Genomic DNA, 18924 nt, shown 5'->3' with positions numbered 1-18924 from the left:
AATCAAGCGCAGGATGAATAAATGTATGAGCTGAACTAACAGCAAAGGAAAGGGGTAGAAAAATGAGTAAGGAAGTAAGAGTCCGGTTTGCGCCAAGTCCAACGGGACATCTTCACATAGGCGGGGCACGGTCTGCTTTGTTTAATTTTCTATTTGCCCGGAGTCAGGGCGGTAAATTCATTGTCCGTATTGAAGATACGGACCAGGCCCGAAACGTAGAAGATGCCACAGAAAAGTTGATGGACAGTTTAAAGTGGCTCGGAATAGACTGGGATGAGAGCATGGATATCGGAGGGCCTCATGCCCCATACCGCTGTATGGAGCGGCTTGATATATATGAGAGCTACTTACAGCAGCTCCTTGATGAGGGGAAAGCTTACTATGACTATATGACAGAAGAAGAACTGCAGAAGGAGCGGGAAGAACAGCTGGCCAGGGGCGAGGCGCCGAAATACAGCGGCCGCGACCGTGATCTGACACCGGAACAGCGGAAAGCTTACGAGGATCAGGGAATAAAACCGGTCGTTCGTTTTCGCGTCCCTGAAGGACAGAGTGTCCTGGTTCAGGATGTGGTAAGAGGAGATGTGACCTTTGAAACCGAAGATATCGGCGATTTTGTCATTGCTCGTAAAGACGGTATCCCGACGTACAATTTTGCCGTAGTAGTAGATGACCACCTGATGGAAATCAGTCATGTCATCCGCGGCGAAGAACATTTATCGAATGCCCCAAGGCAGGCTCTTGTATTTGAAGCTTTTGGATGGGAAAAACCGATGTTTGCGCATGCCTCTCTCATCCTGAACCCAGACCGGCAGAAAATGAGTAAACGGGATGAATCGATCATGCAGTTTGTCGAGCAGTATCAGGAGCTCGGTTATCTGCCTGAAGCGATTGTGAACTTTCTGGCGCTTTTGGGCTGGTCCCCGGTTGGCGAGGAAGAGCTGTTTTCTCTGGAAGAACTCGAACATCAATTTTCTCTGGAACGGGTCTCTAAAGCACCAGCAGTTTTTGATACGGACAAATTAGCGTGGATGAATAACCAGTATGTGAAAGAAGCTGATGTGGAGAGGCTGACCAAGCTTGCCATTCCTCATCTGCAGAAAGAAAATAAACTCCCGGCAACACTGAATGATGAACAGTATGAGTGGACAAAAAAGCTCGTATCCATTTACCAGGAGCAAATGCATTATGCAGCAGAAATCACCACATTAACAGAGTTGTTCTTTCAACGGGAGATCACGTATAATGAAGAAGCGAAAGAAGTATTATCCGGAGAACAGGTCCCGGAAGTACTGGACCATTTCTCACAAGAGCTTGAAGACGTAACAGCTTTCGAACCGGAGGAAATTAAAGCTGCCATCAAAGCAACACAGAAAGCAACAGGACAGAAAGGCAAAAAACTCTTTATGCCGATCCGTGTAGCCGTAACGGGGCAGACTCATGGACCTGAGCTTCCTCAGGCGATTGCTCTTTTAGGAAAAAGCACGGTGCAGGCCCGGTTGAGTGAAGCCGTAAAACAATAAACAGCTAAAACATCGACGGGAAAAAGTAAGAGGTTTCTCTTTCATACAGAGAGAATCACAGAGCTGAGAGTGATTTGAAAGGGCCCTTTGAAAATGCATCCCTGAGTCTTCTGCTGAAGGTTACAGTAGGCAGAAGCGGCGCAAGAGCCGTTATCCAGGAAGGGAAAAGAAATATTCCAGAAACGATATTTCTTTTAAACAGAGTGGAACCGCGTTTGCAGTCAGGCGTCTCTGTGCAGAAAATGCACGGAGACGCTTTTTTATAGTATCAAAGAGTATAAAAATTCGCGTTTTTAAGATCCAGCTTCAGGCGCCATCGGCTCGAAGGCCTGTCCCGCCGATAGGCGGGCACTTGCGCTTTTTTTACTACACCCGGGGAGGGGAGAGTAAACATGTGGAAGACGTTTAAGAATGATATAGATGTAGTATTTGACCAGGACCCCGCTGCTCGAAGCCGGCTGGAAGTAGTGTTAACGTATTCAGGGGTTCACGCTATTTGGACCCACCGGATCGCCCACTGGCTCTGGAAGAAAAAAATGTACTTTTTAGGTCGTTTGCTGTCCCAAATCAGCCGTTTCTTTACCGGGATTGAAATTCATCCGGGCGCGGTGATCGGCCAACGTTTATTTATTGACCACGGCATGGGCGTGGTGATTGGGGAAACCTGTGAAATTAAAGACAATGTCACGATCTACCAGGGAGTGACCCTGGGGGGGACCGGGAAGGAAAAAGGAAAGCGTCATCCGACCATTGAAGATAATGTACTGATTGCCACAGGGGCAAAAATTTTAGGCTCCATGACGATCGGAAAACACTCCAGAATAGGAGCCGGTTCTGTGGTGCTGAAGGAAGTACCGCCGAATTCCACCGTGGTTGGTATTCCCGGCAAGGTTGTTGTGCAGGATGGTGTGAAAGTGGAGAAAAATGAATTGGATCACCATCTGCTTCCTGATCCTGTCTCTGATAAGTTCAAAGAGTTAGAGAAAGAAATAGCAGAATTAAAAAAAGAGGTAGCGGAGTATAAAAGAAAAAATGGATGAAGGGACCGATGAATAATGGGTATTAGATTGTATAACACGTTAACCCGCAGAAAAGAAACTTTTCAGCCTTTATCCGGCCGGGAAGTGAAAATGTATGTGTGCGGCCCGACCGTTTACAACTATATACACATTGGGAATGCACGGCCGGCAATCGTGTTTGATATGGTGCGCAAATATCTGGAGTACCGGGGCTACAATGTTTTTTATGTTTCGAATTTCACGGATGTGGACGACAAAATTATAAACGCAGCCAAAGAATTAGGCGAAGAAGTGCCGGTGCTGGCAGAGCGCTTTATCCAGGCGTATTTTGAAGATACTGGGGCGTTAAGGGTGGAGGCAGCAGATCTGCATCCGCGTGTCACGGAAACAATGCCGGAAATTATATCATTTATTGAAGCGCTTATTGATAAAGGCTACGCTTATGAAGCAGAGGGCGATGTGTATTTCTCGACACAGTCCTTTGAGGATTATGGGAAACTCTCGTCTCAGTCCATCCATGATTTGCAGCTGGGGGCAAGAATTGAAGTTGGAGAAAAGAAGAAAAACGCACTCGACTTTGCCTTATGGAAGGCTGCCAAAGAAGGAGAAATCGCCTGGAAAAGCCCGTGGGGTTACGGCCGGCCGGGCTGGCATATTGAATGCTCCGCTATGGTTAAAAAATATTTAGGGGATACGATTGATATTCATGCAGGAGGCCAGGATCTGGCCTTTCCGCATCACGAAAACGAGATCGCCCAATCAGAGGCACTCAACGAACAGAAAATGGCCAATTATTGGATGCATAACGGCTATATTCAGATTGATAATGAAAAAATGTCCAAATCCCTCGGTAACTTTGTGCTGGTCCATGACATTATTCAAAAGCATTCTCCGGAAGTTATACGTTTCTTTATGCTGCAGTCCCATTACCGCAGTCCGCTTAATTTCAGCGAAGAACTGTTAGACAGTGCAAAAAACAGTCTCGAACGAATTCAGACCACGGTAAATAACCTGAAGCACCGCCATAAAGAAAGTGCCGGGTTTGGAAAAGCGGGACAGTGGGCCGAAGCTGTGCAGCAGCATAAACACACCTTTATTCAAGAAATGGATGATGACTTTAACAGTGCCAATGGCATTAGTGTATTGTTTGATCTGGTTAAGCTGGCTAATCGGTATCTGCAGGAGAACCACACGTCTAAAGATATACTGCAGGCCTTTTTAGATACGATCCGGGAAATAGGAAAGGCGCTGGATATAAAGGTGGAAACAGCGGAGGAAATATTGGATGAAGAGATAGAGGGATTAATTGAAGAACGGGTGGAAGCAAGAAAAAATAGAAATTTTGCAAGGGCCGATGAGATCAGGGACCATTTAAAAGAACAGGGAATTATCTTAGAAGATACACCACAGGGCACCCGCTGGAAAAGAGAGTAGATATGAATAATAAAGAGAATCCTGTAGAGGCAAAGCAGTTAAATGCATTGGCACTGGCTTATATGGGGGATGCGGTCTATGACCTTCATATCCGTCATTACCTTATCGCTTCAGGAAGGATGCGTCCGCACCAGCTTCACCGAAGCGCTGTTTCCTTTGTTTCAGCAAACGCCCAGGCAGCTGTCATGCATGCTTTATTAAAGGAAGGAATGCTGTCTGACTCAGAAGAAGCGGCGGCCAGGCGCGGAAGAAATGCTAAATCCGGTACAGTTCCAAAAAATACGGACCAAAACACGTACCGGTACAGCACAGCTTTCGAAGCCCTCATTGGCTATTTATATTTCAGTCAAAAGGAAGAAAGAGTGGAAGAATTAGTGGCTTACGCCGTAAATATGCTGGAAAGGAGTGAAAACGGGTGACAGAAGAATGGATTTATGGCAAAAACGCTGTCCTTGAAGCGCTGCGCTCTAAACGGCCGATGAATAAAATATGGATAGCCGAAGGAGCAGGGAAAGGGCCGATGAAAGAAATTCAGAAACAGGCCAAAGAAAATAGTATGGTGGTACAGACCGTACCACGAAAAAAACTGGACGACTTATCTGGAACTTCCAATCATCAAGGAGTGCTCGCCTCCATCGCGGCTTCTGACTATGCGGAGATGGAGGATCTGTTTGCCGCAGCAGCTGCTAAAAAGGAAGCACCGTTTTTCATTTTACTTGATGAAATGGCAGATCCTCATAATCTTGGCTCTATTATTCGAACAGCAGATGCTGCAGGGGCTCATGGAGTTATCATTCCGAAGCGAAGGTCTGCCGGCTTAACGGAGGCAGTAGCTAAATCTTCAACCGGGGCGGTTGAATATGTCCCTGTCGTAAGAGTCACCAATATGGCAAGAACGATGGAAGAATTAAAAAAAGAAGGATTGTGGCTGGCTGGTTCAGATGGAGAAGCCACGCAGGATTATCGAGGCTGGGATGCAGATCTTCCGCTGGGACTGGTTATTGGCAGTGAGGGAAAAGGGATGAGCCGTCTGGTAAAAGACAAGTGTGATTTTTTGCTGTCTATTCCAATGGCCGGGCAGGTCTCCTCCCTGAACGCTTCTGTAGCTGCCTCCCTTTTAATGTATGAAGTTTTTCGACAGCGTCATCCGTTAGGAAGCGATTGAAAATGAAAGACATACTGCTGGTGGATGGATATAATATCATAGGGGACTGGCCGGAATTAAAGGAATTGCGGGAGAAGGATTTAGAGGGAGCCAGAGACCTGCTTGTTCGCAAAATGGCTGAGTATCAAGCCTATAAGGGCTGGGAGATAAAAGTGATATTTGATGCTCATATGGTAGAAGGTGCCGGCGGAAGGTATAAAGATTTTCTTGTCGATGTGATCTATACCAGAGAAAATGAAACAGCGGATGAGCGCATAGAAAAGCTCGTCGGCCAATTAAAAAACATCGAAACACGTGTTCATGTGGCGACCTCCGATTATGCTGAACAGTCTTTCACGTTTGGAAGCGGAGCTCTCCGGAAATCAGCCCGTGAACTGAGGGTGGAGATGGAAATGGTGGAAAAGAGTATTTCCCGGGAAGTTGTGGAACAGAAGCAGGAAAATATGTCGAATTTTCCGCTTTCCCGCGAAATAGCTGAAATTTTTGAAAAATGGCGTCGAGGCGACCGTTGAGCTGTTGACGCCTCTATAACTAGTGCTATATAATGTTGCTATATCTTTATACAATCTACAAACAGTCGAGGGCGGAGGGATTGTATTGGGTCTTGACCTCAAAGAAACAGGACATCAGTACTCTGGCAAAACAGAAGATGAAATGCTGGTTAGAAGGGTTCATTCCGGTGACAGCAGTGCTTTGGAGTTTCTTATTAATAAGTACAAGAATTTTGTCCGGGCAAAAGCCAGATCTTATTTTCTAATTGGCGGTGATCATGAAGACATTGTACAGGAAGGTATGATTGGTCTTTATAAAGCCATTCGGGATTATAAAGGAGACAAGCTGTCTTCTTTCAGAGCTTTTGCCGAACTGTGTATTACGAGGCAGATTATTACTGCGATAAAGACGGCAACCCGGCAAAAACATATGCCTTTGAATTCCTATGTTTCTTTGGACAAGCCTTTATACGAAGAAGAGTCGGAAAGGACACTGCTTGATGTCCTGTGTGAATCGAACGTCAGTGATCCGGAAGAGCTGCTTGTCAACCGGGAGGAATACAGTGATATCGAAGGCAGAATTGGAGAAATTCTCAGTGATCTGGAACAAAAGGTGCTGATGTTATATTTGGATGGGAGGTCTTACCAGGAGATTTCAGGTGAGCTGAAGCGCCATGTGAAATCCATTGACAATGCCCTTCAGCGGGTAAAACGAAAATTAGAGAAGTGTGTAGAAGTAAAGGGTGTCAGTTCTTAATTAAGAGACCTTAATTTTTAAAAAGCCAAGGAAAGCGTTTTCAAACATACTTTTATTATTGTTTCCAAAAACCAGCCGAAAACGTGTCAACGTGAATTGACACGTTTTTCTCTATATGATAAAGTGGTTTAGCGTATGCAAGGACCTTGTCCTGATAAACGATGCTCAATGCGGAGGAGAGTAATGGTGCACAAGGCTGTCTAGAAAAAAATGATAATAACAGGTATAATCGAACCGCATTGAGAGGATAAAATGGTAATACAGCGGTTGTTTTTTTATTTAGGAGAAAAATATAAAGTGAAACTTCCGGGGCTTGAGCACCCGTGATCTCCCGTTGACGGGAGCGGTAGTTTTACGGACGCCTGGCAGCGGGATAAACATAAGGTTGAGGAGAATGGAGACCGCCTTTTCGGGCGGTGTGACTGGTTTGGAGGTGGCTGTATGGCTGATGGAACAAAAAGCCCGGTAAAATTCCTGCGGGAAGTGGGCAGGGAAATGAAACGCGTCACGTGGCCGACGCGGAGAGAGCTGACAAAATACACCATTGTGGTTATTATCACGATAATATTTTTCGTCATTTTCTTTGCCGTCGTAGATTTGGGATTGTCGGAGCTTGTACGAATTATTCTTGAATAGAAACGGCTTCGAGTAAAAGGAGGGAAGGACGCAACCGTCCAGTGAATAATGGAAATGAATTGGTATGTTGTTCACACCTACTCTGGTTATGAAAATAAAGTAAAAACAAACCTGGAAAAGCGTGTGGAATCGATGGAAATGACAGATAAAATCTTCCGTGTTCTCGTGCCGGTGGAAGAAGAAACGGAAGTGAAAAATGGAAAAACAAAAGAGGTCATGCGCAAGATATTTCCGGGATATGTGATCGTTGAAATGGTGATGACGGATGATTCCTGGTATGTCGTCCGGAATACACCTGGAGTGACCGGTTTTGTAGGTTCCACCGGTGCCGGGTCGAAACCGACTCCGCTGCTCCCCGAAGAAGTAGAACACATTCTGCGTCAGTCCGGAGAACAAGAGCCGAAAGCAGAAACGGAATTTGATCTAAAGGAATCTGTAAAAGTGAAAGAAGGCCCGTTTGCTGATTTCACCGGAACAATAGAAGATATAAATGCCGAAAAGCAAAAAGTAAAAGTCCACGTAAACATGTTTGGGCGGGAGACCCCGGTCGAACTGGAATTTACTCAGGTGGAAAAGATTTAAAAAACCCTTGCGGTTGATTTGCTGAAGTGATAAGATTTTAATGTTTGATATTCATAAGGAAAAAGAATGGAAGGTTTGAAAGCACCAGACGTTCCATTTTTTTGAAGAGTGGGAGGGCACGTAGGTGTCCGATCAACCACATCACGGACTAAGGAGGTGTATGTGCGTGGCTAAAAAAGTCGAAAAAGTAGTTAAGCTTCAGATCCCTGCCGGAAAAGCGAACCCGGCACCGCCCGTTGGTCCAGCGCTGGGTCAGGCAGGCGTAAATATCATGGGATTCTGCAAAGAGTTCAATGCTCGCACGGCAGACGATGCAGGTATGATTATTCCTGTTGAAATATCTGTATATGAAGACCGTTCTTTTACTTTTATTACAAAAACCCCGCCCGCTGCGGTATTGTTGAAAAAAGCGGCCGGTATTGAGAGTGGTTCTGGTGAACCGCATACTAATAAAGTAGGCACGGTTACCAGTGATCAAGTGCGTGAAATTGCTGAAACAAAACAGCCGGATCTGAATGCGGCTGATCTGGATGCGGCAATCCGCATGGTAGAAGGTACAGCCCGGAGTATGGGGCTTAACGTAGAATAGTAAAACATTGCCTTGCCTAAGGTTGCGACTTCCTTTCCACCCTGGAAAGGATATCCGTTCGCAACCTTTAAAAGTGGGAGGTCTAACCGCTAAAACCACAATCGAGGAGGAATAACATTGGCTAATAGAGGTAAGAAGTATCAAGACGCTGTCCAGCTGATTGATAAAGAACAAGAATACAATACCGAAGAAGCCATCGAGCTGGTAAAAAAGACATCTATCGCTAATTTCGATGAGACAGTAGAAGCCGCTGTCCGTCTTGGGCTGGACCCGCGTAAAAACGATCAACAGCTTCGAGGCGCTGTCGTACTTCCACATGGAACTGGTAAAACACAGCGCGTTCTCGTTTTTGCAAAAGGAGAAAAAGCCCAGGAAGCTGAAGAAGCCGGCGCTGACTATATCGGAGAAGAAGATCTTGTGAATAAGGTCCAGCAGGGATGGTTCGACTTTGATGTTGTTATTGCGACACCGGACATGATGGCTCAGGTCGGTAAGCTTGGTAAGATCTTAGGACCGAAAGGGCTTATGCCGAACCCTAAAACCGGTACGGTAACAATGGATGTTACGAAAGCTGTTGAGGAAGTGAAGGCTGGTAAGGTCGAATACCGGGTGGATAAATCCGGGAATATTCATGCACCGATCGGAAAAATTTCGTTCGACACAGACAAGCTGGCAGAAAACTTCAAAGCTCTGATTGACGCTTTAGTTAAAGCGAAGCCGGCAGCAGCTAAAGGAACGTATGTGAAAAATACAGCCGTAGCTTCCACCATGGGACCGGGTGTAAGAATCAGTACTTCCACTCTTAATTTAAAATAATGGATTGACTGTCAGCAGAAAAACCGTTATACTTTGTTGCGGTATATGGACACTGACAATAATATAAATAAGATTTACCGCAGACAGCAGGTGCACGTAGTGCTTAATTTCCTGCCGAGGTAGTTTTTAGGCATACTTCAAACGTTTGTTGAAGTGTGAGTGAAGACTGACCGCCTTCATGTCTGGGGACATGAAGGTTTTTTATTGAGCTGGGGTGAATGGAGAATAAGAGCAGGAGGTGTAAAGTATGAATGCAGTGATTGAACAAAAACAGCAGGTGGTTCAGGAAATTGCGGATAAACTGGAAAACAGTATTTCTACCATTGTCGTGGATTACCGGGGCTTGAATGTAGAGGAAGCGACGGAGCTGCGGAAACAGCTGCGTGAAGCGGGTGTGGATTTTAAAGTCTACAAAAATACAATGGTCCGCCGGGCGACAGAGAAGACGAACTTGACCGATCTGGATGAGTTTTTGCTTGGACCTACTGCTGTGGCAACAAGTTCAGAGGATGTGGTTGCCCCTGCGAAAATCATCAATAATTTCGCAAAAGAGCATGAAGCGCTCGAAATTAAAACAGGAGTTATTCAAGGTCGTGTGGCTTCTCTTGAAGAAATTAAAGAGCTTGCAAGTCTTCCATCCCATGAAGGTCTTGTTTCTATGCTTCTGAACGTCCTTCAGGCTCCGATCCGCAACTTTGCATTGGCGTCTAAAGCAGTGGCCGATCAAAAAGAAGAAGAAGGCGCGTAAAAAGCTGGTATTGGTCTATGATATTTTGTTGTGCCGCATATAGCACAGCTATTAATAAAAGGAGGATTTACAATGAGTAAAGAACAAATCATTGAAGAAATCAAAGAAATGTCCGTTCTTGAATTGAACGATCTCGTAAAAGCTATTGAAGAAGAATTTGGCGTAACTGCAGCTGCACCGGTTGCTGTAGGCGGCGGCGGTGCTGCTGAAGCAGAAGAAGAACAGACAGAATTCAACATTGTGCTTGAAGATCCAGGTGCATCGAAGATCAATGTTATCAAAGTAGTTCGTGAAATCACCGGCCTTGGTTTGAAAGAAGCTAAAGCCCTTGTTGACGGCACTCCGGAAACGCTGAAAGAAGGCGTAGACAAAGAAGAAGCCGAAGAGCTGAAAGGACAGCTTGAAGAAGCAGGTGCGACAGTCGAACTGAAGTAATAGATAAGTGACAGAGAGCTTTCTCTTCTCATAGAGGAGGCTCTTTTTAGTTCGGAAAGGGAAGGCGATTTGAGGAACGCTTCAGCCATTTGTTAAAATAACAGCACAATAAAAAGGACGTGAACAAGGCAGATGGGAAGTCATTATTTTGATGAACATCCGGAAAGGGAAAGTCAGGAAAGAACCATTACCGCTGTTTTACGGGGACGCCGCATGTCTTTGCGGATTGATCACGGCGTCTTTTCCAAAAATGAAGTAGATTTTGGGAGCAGAATGCTTGCCGACAGTTTTTGGTGGCCGGAGGTGGAAGGTCCGGTGCTTGACATGGGGTGCGGCTATGGACCCATCGGCCTGTCGCTGGCCCGGGAGACGAACCGGATGGTATGGATGGCAGATGTGAATCAGCGTGCCCTGGAACTTGCCGAGAAAAATGCGGCTGCTTTGGAATTAGAGAACACGGTGATGGTCAAAAGCGATCTGTTTTCTTCCATCGAAAAATCTGATTTTGCTTCTATTTTAACCAACCCGCCGATTAGAGCGGGAAAAATGACGGTTCATTCTTTGTTTGAACAGGCTTATCGATTCTTGGCGCCGGCAGGAACGTTATGGGTGGTCATACAAAAAAAGCAGGGGGCTCCCTCTGCCAAAGATAAACTAATGTCCGTTTTTGATGAAGTTGATATAGTTGCGAAAAAAAAGGGATATTATATTTTCTGTGCAAAAAAGAATTGACTGTTCTATCGCGGTGTGTTAATATTATTTAATGCGTATAAGTATCCTTGTTCATCTATGCAGTAATCGTCCATTTTTCATTATTGTACCATGTATAAAACAAACAAGGGTAGGGAAAAATAATATAATCAGTCTGACAGATGGAAAATAGTGGTTCTTTATTGATGAAGAAACCATTTTTTTCTTTGTAGGAAAAGGTTAGGCACAGAAAGACAATGATAACATAAAAGGCCTGTTTCCTGTTTATACGGCAGAGGCATACATCCGTCTCTTCCCAGGGCTTTTGTGTTTCTATAATTTTAGCAGCGCCGCGGGGTATTTTAGCCTGTTTTAACAGGTGGATATTATTGTGATATTTAAGGGGTGACTCAGTTGACAGGTCAACTTATTCAGTTTGGACGCCACCGCCAGAGAAGAACTTATGCCCGCATCAACGAGGTATTGGATCTTCCCAATCTAATCGAAATTCAGACAGCTTCTTATCAATGGTTTCTTGATGAGGGTATCCGCGAAATGTTTCAGGATATTTCTCCTATTGAAGATTTCACGGGTAATCTGGTTCTTGAGTTCATAGACTACAGTCTTGGTGAACCAAAATATTCAATGGATGAATCCAAAGAAAGGGACGTGACATATTCGGCGCCACTGCGTGTGAAAGTGCGGCTGATGAATAAAGAAACAGGTGAAGTCAAGGAACAGGAAGTCTTTATGGGCGACTTCCCGCTTATGACAGACACCGGTACGTTTATCATCAATGGGGCAGAGCGTGTCATTGTATCCCAGCTGGTTCGTTCTCCAAGCGTCTACTTTAATGAGAAAGTGGACAAGAATGGTAAGAAAGTGCACACTTCTACCGTTATTCCGAACCGTGGTGCTTGGCTGGAACTGGAAACCGATGCTAAGGACGTTGTGTATGTACGGATCGATCGTACGAGAAAGATACCGGTAACGGTGCTGCTGCGCGCACTAGGGTTCGGGTCTGATCAAGAAATCATTGATCTGCTCGGGGAAGATGAGTATTTGCGCAATACGTTAGAAAAGGATAATACAGAGGGCAGTGAAAAGGCCCTGCTTGAGATTTATGAACGTCTGCGTCCTGGAGAGCCCCCGACTGTTGACAGTGCGAAGAGTCTGTTGAACACCAGATTTTTCGATCCTAAACGTTATGACTTTGCTAATGTCGGCAGATATAAAGCGAATAAAAAACTTCATATAAAAAATAGACTTTTTAATCAGCGTGTCGCTGAAACCCTTGCTGACCCGGAGACGGGGGAAATTCTTGTAACAGACGGTGACTTACTGGACCGACGCACGCTGGACCGGTTAATGCCTTACTTGGAGAATAATCTAGGATTTAAGCGGTATTCTGTCGCCGGCGGCGTTATTGAAGAAGCGGATCTGGATGTCCAGTCGATCAAGATTTATCCGCCGGAAGAGCAGGACGAAGACAAAGCCATCCGTGTCATCAGTAATGGAAATATCAATCGTGATGTAAAAAACATTACGCCGGAAGATATGGTTTCCACCGTTAATTACTTCTTCAATTTGCTGCACGGGGTCGGCCTGACAGATGACATCGACCATCTTGGCAACCGCCGGCTGCGTTCTGTCGGTGAACTTCTGCAGAATCAATTCAGAATCGGACTTTCGCGCATGGAGAGGGTCGTCCGGGAGCGGATGTCTATTCAGGATCCGAGTTCCATTACTCCGCAGGCGTTGATTAATATCCGTCCGGTTATTGCTTCTATTAAAGAGTTCTTCGGAAGCTCTCAGCTTTCTCAATTTATGGACCAGACCAACCCCTTAGCGGAACTGACGCATAAACGGCGTCTGTCTGCGCTGGGACCAGGCGGCTTGACAAGGGAAAGAGCCGGCTTTGAGGTTCGTGACGTGCACTACTCCCACTACGGTCGCATGTGCCCGATTGAAACACCGGAAGGACCAAACATCGGCTTGATAAACTCTTTATCCAGTTATGCAAGAGTGAATGAATTCGGTTTTATTGAAACAGCTTACCGGAGAGTCGACCATGAAACCGGGATTGTTACAAAAGAATGTGACTATCTGACGGCGGATGAGGAAGACAATTATGTGGTGGCACAGGCAAACGCCAAGCTGACAGAAGACGGACGGTTTGCCGATGATAATATCATTGCCCGCTTCCGCGGGGAAAACACCCATGTTCCTAAAGATAAAATTGACTATATGGACGTTTCGCCAAAGCAGGTCGTTTCCGCAGCCACAGCCTGCATCCCATTCCTGGAAAACGATGACTCCAACCGTGCATTAATGGGAGCAAACATGCAGCGTCAGGCTGTACCGCTCTTAGAACCAGAAGCTCCGCTTGTAGGTACGGGAATGGAATATGTATCGGCCCGCGACTCCGGAGCAGCGATCGTCGCAAGAACAAAGGGAATCGTGGAGCGGGTAACCGCCCGTGAAATCTGGGTGCGCCGCATTGAAGAAGTTGACGGCAAAGAAGTAGAGACCGATCTGGATAAATATAAAATGTCTAAATATATACGTTCCAACCAGGGGACCAGTTATAACCAGCGCCCAATCGCGAAAGAGGGCGATCGTGTAGAAAAAGGAGAAGTTCTCGGTGACGGCCCTTCCATGGAAAATGGAGAAATGGCGCTTGGCCGGAATATTCTCGTCGGATTTATGACTTGGGAAGGTTATAACTATGAGGATGCGGTCATTCTTAGTGAGCGTTTAGTGAAAGACGATGTGTATACATCTGTCCATATCGAAGAATACGAGTCAGAAGCACGGGACACCAAGCTTGGTCCGGAAGAGATCACAAGAGATATTCCAAACGTCAGCGAAGACGCACTGAGAGATCTGGATGACCGTGGAATTATCCGGGTCGGTGCTGAAGTGAAAGACGGGGATATTCTGGTAGGAAAAGTAACTCCGAAAGGCATGACAGAGTTGAGCGCAGAGGAACGCCTGCTGCACGCCATCTTTGGTGAAAAAGCCAGAGAAGTACGGGATACTTCGCTGAAGGTACCACACGGAGCGGACGGAATTGTTCTGGATGTGAAGATCTTCAACCGTGATGACGGCGATGAACTGCCTCCGGGTGTGAACCAGCTTGTCCGGGTATATCTGGTACAGAAACGGAAGATTCATGAAGGGGATAAAATGGCCGGCCGTCACGGAAACAAAGGTGTTATTTCCCGGATTCTCCCGGAAGAAGATATGCCTTTCCTTCCAGACGGCACTCCGATAGAAATTATGTTAAACCCGCTCGGGGTTCCTTCGCGGATGAATATCGGCCAGGTTCTGGAGCTGCACCTTGGAATGGCAGCAAGAGAACTGAATCTTCATATGGCCACCCCGGTATTTGACGGTGCCAGAGAAGAAGACGTCTGGGAAACTATCCAGGAAGCCGGTATCGCCAGGGACGGAAAAACTGTTCTGTATGACGGACGCACAGGTGAACCTTTTGACAACCGCATATCCGTGGGCGTTATGTACATGATTAAGCTGGCTCATATGGTAGACGATAAGCTCCATGCCCGTTCCACCGGACCTTATTCTCTTGTTACGCAGCAGCCGCTTGGCGGTAAAGCTCAATTCGGCGGCCAGCGTTTTGGTGAAATGGAAGTATGGGCGTTGGAAGCTTACGGTGCGGCTTATACCCTGCAGGAAATCTTGACAGTGAAGTCAGATGATGTGGTCGGCCGGGTGAAAACGTACGAAGCGATTGTCAAGGGTGAAAATGTACCCGAACCTGGAGTTCCTGAATCATTCAAGGTACTGATTAAAGAACTTCAAAGTCTTGGCATGGACGTGAAGATGTTATCCAGTACCGAAGAGGAAATTGAAATGAAAGAATTGGATGATGAAGAAGAATCCAGCGGCACGTTAAATCTAAAATTGGAGTCCAGTGAAAACGCCTGAGGCAGGTCTTAGCAGCAGGGCGTAAATAAAAGAGGTGCTTTTGGCAAAGCACCTCTTCTGCACCTGTTTCTTACCGCTATCCCAAAGTTTCGAAAGGGAGGTTGACCCCTTGATAGATGTTAATAATTTTGAATATATGAAAGTTGGTCTTGCATCATCTGATAAGATGCGCTCATGGTCCCGCGGAGAAGTGAAAAAGCCGGAAACGATTAACTATCGTACCCTGAAGCCGGAGAAAGACGGTCTTTTCTGTGAAAGAATATTCGGCCCCACCAAAGACTGGGAATGTCACTGCGGTAAATACAAGCGTGTGCGTTACAAAGGTGTCGTCTGTGACCGCTGCGGGGTGGAAGTGACCCGTTCGAAAGTAAGACGGGAACGCATGGGGCATATTGAGCTGGCTGCCCCTGTTTCCCACATTTGGTATTTTAAAGGTATTCCAAGCCGCATGGGACTTGTTCTTGACATGTCTCCGCGCTCTCTTGAGGAAGTGATTTACTTTGCTTCTTATGTGGTGACCGATTCAGGTGACACACCACTTGAGTATAAACAGCTGCTTTCCGAAAGGGAATACCGCTCCTATTATGATAAATACGGCCGCAGCTTCACTGCTAAAATGGGGGCTGAAGCGATACGGAAGATTTTGCAGGATATTGATCTTGATAAAGAAGTTAAAATGCTGAAAGATGAGCTGGAAACGGCTCAGGGCCAGCGCCGTACCCGTGCGATAAAACGGCTTGAAGTCCTGGAATCCTTCCGCCATTCCGGAAATCATCCTGCGTGGATGATTCTGGATGTGCTGCCTATTATACCTCCAGAGATTCGTCCGATGGTTCAGCTGGATGGAGGTCGTTTTGCGACTTCTGATTTGAACGATTTATACCGCCGGGTTATTAACCGGAATAATCGTTTAAAACGTCTGCTTGATCTTGGGGCTCCGAACATTATTGTTCAAAACGAAAAGCGGATGCTTCAGGAAGCGGTAGATGCGTTGATCGATAACGGACGCCGCGGCCGCCCTGTAACTGGTCCAGGGAACCGTCCATTGAAATCTCTGTCCCATATGTTAAAAGGAAAACAGGGACGTTTCCGTCAGAACCTTCTCGGTAAACGTGTGGACTATTCCGGCCGTTCCGTGATCGTTGTAGGACCAAGCTTGAAAATGTATCAGTGCGGATTGCCAAAAGAAATGGCTCTGGAACTATTCAAGCCGTTTGTGATGAAAGAACTGGTCAGCAGAGGGCTGGCACATAATATAAAAAGTGCAAAACGGAAAGTAGAACGTGTTCATGATGAAGTATGGGACGTGCTGGAAGAAGTAATTAAAGAGCATCCAGTCCTTCTGAACCGTGCTCCGACACTTCACCGTCTCGGTATTCAGGCATTTGAGCCGACACTTGTGGAAGGCCGGGCCGTGAAACTGCATCCGCTGGTATGTACAGCGTACAACGCTGACTTTGACGGAGACCAGATGGCAGTACACGTGCCATTGTCCGCAGAAGCCCAGGCGGAAGCCCGGGTGTTGATGTTGGCGGCGCAGAATATCCTGAACCCAAAAGACGGGAAACCAGTAGTAACACCTTCTCAGGACATGGTTTTAGGAAACTACTATTTGACATTGGAGCGGGAAGGCGCCACCGGCGAAGGTTCCGTTTTCAAAGGCCCAAACGAAGCTCTCCAGGCCTATCAGAGCGGTTACATTCATTTGCATACACGGATTGCTCTTCCGGTTGCAAGCCTTGGAAAAACAAACTTCACCAAAGAACAGAGTGAAAAACTGCTGCTGACGACAGTAGGGAAGATTATTTTTAATGAAATACTTCCAACTTCCTTCCCGTATGTAAATGAGCCTACCGGCACAAACCTGGAGGTAGCTGTTCCTGAAAATTATATCGTTGATAAAACAACGAATGTGGCGGAAGCCTATAAGGAACGTGAACTCGTTCCGCCATTTAAGAAAGGATTCCTGGGAGATGTCATCGCGGAAGTATTTAAGAAGTTTCAGATTATCGAGACTTCGAAAATGCTCGACCGGATGAAAGACCTTGGTTTCTATTATTCCACGAAGGCCGGGATAACTGTCGGAATTTCGGACATTGTAGTACTGGAAGACAAAAAGGAAATCCTGGATGATGCGGAAAGTCAGGTGGAACGTGTTATGAAACAATTCCGCCGCGGTCTTATCACAGATGAAGAACGGTACAATAAAGTAATCTCGGTATGGAGTGAAGCCAAGGACACTATCCAGGATAAACTGTTGAAGTCCTTGTACACCCTTAACCCAATATTCATGATGAGTGATTCCGGCGCCCGTGGTAATGCTTCTAACTTCACCCAGCTGGCTGGTATGCGCGGCCTGATGGCCAATCCATCCGGAAAAATCATTGAGCTTCCGATTAAATCAAGCTTCCGTGAAGGGTTGACGGTTCTTGAATACTTCATATCCACCCACGGTGCCCGGAAAGGACTGGCAGATACTGCTCTGAAAACAGCCGATTCCGGTTATCTTACACGCCGGCTGGTGGACGTTGCTCAGGATGTTATCGTCCGCGAAGACGATTGCGGTACCGACCGCGGACTTGAAGTGACGGCGCTTCGGGAAGGCAATGAAGTCATTGAGAAACTTCAGGATCGTCTCATCGGCCGTGTCGCTTTCAAGACCATCCGGCATCCTGAAACAAATGAAGTCCTGGCTGGAAAAGGCGAATTAATGAATGAAGAAAAATCGAAAGAAATTGAAGACGCCGGCGTTGAGAAAGCGACGATCCGTTCCGTCTTCACCTGTGATACCCGCCACGGCGTCTGCAAAAAATGTTACGGAAAAAACCTGGCAACAGGTGCAGACGTAGAAGTAGGAGAAGCTGTAGGTATCATTGCTGCTCAATCCATTGGAGAGCCTGGTACACAGCTTACGATGCGCACCTTCCATACCGGCGGTGTAGCAGGAGACGATATTACTCAGGGTCTCCCGCGTATTCAAGAGCTGTTTGAAGCCCGGAATCCAAAAGGTCAGGCAGTGATTTCAGAACTTGACGGTGAAGTAATTGATGTTAAAGATCACCAAGGGAAAAAAGAAATTACCGTTCAGGGCAATCTGGAGACACGGAGTTATACTACATCATACGGGGCCCGCCTAAGAGTGGATGTAGGCGATAAAGTGAAATCCGGAGAAGCGTTTACCGAGGGTTCAATTGATCCGAAAGAACTTTTAAGGTTTACAGGTGTACAGGAAGTACAAAGATATCTCCTGAAAGAAGTGCAGAAAGTTTACAGCATGCAGGGGGTTGAAATCGGCGATAAGCACGTAGAAGTAATGGTCCGCCAGATGCTTCATAAAATCAGAGTAGCAGATGCCGGGGACACGGATGTTCTTCCTGGAACAATGGTGGAAATCCATCACTTCGACAATGCAAACGAAAAAGTATTGCAAAACGGCGGCCGTCCCGCTGTTGGTCATCCAATTATCCTTGGAATCACAAAGGCTTCGCTTGAGACAGATTCCTTCCTCTCAGCGGCTTCTTTCCAAGAAACAACACGCGTGCTGACCGACGCTGCGATCAAAGGCAAGCGCGACGAGCTGCTCGGCCTGAAGGAAAATGTCATTATCGGGAAACTGGTTCCGGCCGGAACCGGCATGCAGCGTTATCGTTCCCTGGAAATGGAGAAGCCGGAAGAGCAGGATGCGGACATTTTGGAGACGGACGAAGAGACAGTTCCTCAAAATTAAAATAGTGTTGACATCTTCCCGCCGCGGTGATATGCTGTCAAAGTGCGCCTAACACCCTGTGCTTTGGAGGATGTAGAATGTCTTATGAAAAAGTTTCACAGGCGGATGAGGTTTTAATTGGAACGAAGCAAACGCTGAAAGCGCTGGAAGCAAACTTCGTTAAAGAAGTAATTGTAGCAGGCGACGCTGAAAACAGGGTTGTCAGCAAGGTACTTCTCGCAGCTGAATCAAAAGGAGTCCCGGTATATACGGTCGATTCCATGCGGAGACTTGGTAAAGTCTGCGGCATTGATGTTGGGGCAGCTGCAGTCGCATTAAAAAAGCAATGATGTTTTTGCTGGCAGGGCCTCCTGCTGGCAAA

At 46.4% G+C, this 18924-nt stretch carries 17 protein-coding genes and 2 other annotated features; all 17 genes read left to right on the top strand.

Features of this window, described 5'->3' with window-relative positions; translation table 11 throughout:
* The first annotated feature begins 62 nt into the window (after window positions 1-62).
* The 17 genes from gltX (at window position 63) to G475_RS0117625 (ending at window position 18892) form a co-directional block, all read left to right on the top strand.
* On the top strand, window positions 63-1523 hold the full coding sequence (gene gltX / locus G475_RS0117710) for a glutamate--tRNA ligase (RefSeq protein ID WP_026702421.1): 1461 nt from the start codon (window positions 63-65) through the stop codon (window positions 1521-1523).
* A 3-nt stretch (window positions 1524-1526) separates the two neighbouring features.
* Window positions 1527-1759 (top strand) — a binding site (T-box leader).
* A 156-nt stretch (window positions 1760-1915) separates the two neighbouring features.
* Entirely contained in the window at window positions 1916-2563 is a 648-nt protein-coding gene (gene epsC, locus G475_RS0117700) for a serine O-acetyltransferase EpsC (RefSeq protein ID WP_026702419.1), read from the top strand.
* A gap of 15 nt (window positions 2564-2578) precedes the next feature.
* Window positions 2579-3976, top strand: coding sequence for a cysteine--tRNA ligase (gene cysS, locus G475_RS0117695; RefSeq protein WP_026702418.1), 1398 nt, complete (start codon window positions 2579-2581; stop codon window positions 3974-3976).
* Between the two features lie 2 nt (window positions 3977-3978).
* On the top strand, window positions 3979-4395 hold the full coding sequence (locus G475_RS0117690) for a Mini-ribonuclease 3 (RefSeq protein WP_026702417.1): 417 nt from the start codon (window positions 3979-3981) through the stop codon (window positions 4393-4395).
* Entirely contained in the window at window positions 4392-5141 is a 750-nt protein-coding gene (rlmB, locus tag G475_RS0117685) for a 23S rRNA (guanosine(2251)-2'-O)-methyltransferase RlmB (RefSeq protein WP_026702416.1), read from the top strand. The genes G475_RS0117690 and rlmB overlap by 4 nt, the downstream gene beginning before the upstream one ends.
* A 2-nt stretch (window positions 5142-5143) precedes the next feature.
* Entirely contained in the window at window positions 5144-5653 is a 510-nt protein-coding gene (locus tag G475_RS0117680; RefSeq protein ID WP_026702415.1) for an NYN domain-containing protein, read from the top strand.
* A 79-nt stretch (window positions 5654-5732) separates the two neighbouring features.
* Window positions 5733-6389, top strand: coding sequence for an RNA polymerase sporulation sigma factor SigH (sigH, locus tag G475_RS0117675; RefSeq protein ID WP_407636215.1), 657 nt, complete (start codon window positions 5733-5735; stop codon window positions 6387-6389).
* 441 nt (window positions 6390-6830) lie between these two features.
* On the top strand, window positions 6831-7025 hold the full coding sequence (gene secE / locus G475_RS0117670) for a preprotein translocase subunit SecE (protein WP_026702413.1): 195 nt from the start codon (window positions 6831-6833) through the stop codon (window positions 7023-7025).
* A 48-nt stretch (window positions 7026-7073) separates the two neighbouring features.
* Window positions 7074-7607: a transcription termination/antitermination protein NusG gene (gene nusG / locus G475_RS0117665; protein WP_026702412.1), complete on the top strand. Its 534-nt coding sequence runs from the start codon at window positions 7074-7076 to the stop codon at window positions 7605-7607.
* Between the two features lie 166 nt (window positions 7608-7773).
* Complete coding sequence (gene rplK / locus G475_RS0117660; protein ID WP_026702411.1) at window positions 7774-8196, top strand: 50S ribosomal protein L11; 423 nt, start codon at window positions 7774-7776, stop codon at window positions 8194-8196.
* A gap of 117 nt (window positions 8197-8313) precedes the next feature.
* Window positions 8314-9012 (top strand): 50S ribosomal protein L1, encoded by a 699-nt coding sequence (gene rplA, locus G475_RS0117655; RefSeq protein WP_026702410.1) that lies wholly within the window; start codon window positions 8314-8316, stop codon window positions 9010-9012.
* A gap of 59 nt (window positions 9013-9071) precedes the next feature.
* Window positions 9072-9224 (top strand) — a sequence feature (ribosomal protein L10 leader region).
* Between the two features lie 35 nt (window positions 9225-9259).
* A complete protein-coding gene (rplJ, locus tag G475_RS0117650) occupies window positions 9260-9760 on the top strand; it encodes a 50S ribosomal protein L10 (RefSeq protein ID WP_026702409.1) in 501 nt (166 codons plus the stop codon).
* A gap of 72 nt (window positions 9761-9832) precedes the next feature.
* On the top strand, window positions 9833-10195 hold the full coding sequence (gene rplL, locus G475_RS0117645) for a 50S ribosomal protein L7/L12 (RefSeq protein WP_026702408.1): 363 nt from the start codon (window positions 9833-9835) through the stop codon (window positions 10193-10195).
* Between the two features lie 132 nt (window positions 10196-10327).
* On the top strand, window positions 10328-10927 hold the full coding sequence (locus G475_RS0117640) for a class I SAM-dependent methyltransferase (protein ID WP_026702407.1): 600 nt from the start codon (window positions 10328-10330) through the stop codon (window positions 10925-10927).
* A 372-nt stretch (window positions 10928-11299) separates the two neighbouring features.
* Window positions 11300-14836, top strand: a complete 3537-nt coding sequence (gene rpoB, locus G475_RS0117635; protein ID WP_026702406.1) for a DNA-directed RNA polymerase subunit beta — start codon at window positions 11300-11302, stop codon at window positions 14834-14836.
* Window positions 14837-14945: 109 nt separating this feature from the next.
* Window positions 14946-18563 carry a DNA-directed RNA polymerase subunit beta' gene (gene rpoC, locus G475_RS0117630; protein WP_026702405.1) on the top strand — a complete coding sequence of 1206 codons (3618 nt, stop codon included), beginning with the start codon at window positions 14946-14948 and terminating at the stop codon, window positions 18561-18563.
* Between the two features lie 77 nt (window positions 18564-18640).
* Entirely contained in the window at window positions 18641-18892 is a 252-nt protein-coding gene (locus tag G475_RS0117625; protein ID WP_026702404.1) for a 50S ribosomal protein L7ae-like protein, read from the top strand.
* The last annotated feature ends 32 nt before the right edge of the window (window positions 18893-18924 follow it).

Source organism: Salibacterium aidingense DSM 18341, assembly GCF_000429685.1.
GTDB lineage: Bacteria > Bacillota > Bacilli > Bacillales > Marinococcaceae > Salibacterium > Salibacterium aidingense.
The sequence above is the reverse complement of the archived record's forward strand: the minus strand, read 5'-3'. Positions and strand labels throughout refer to the sequence as shown.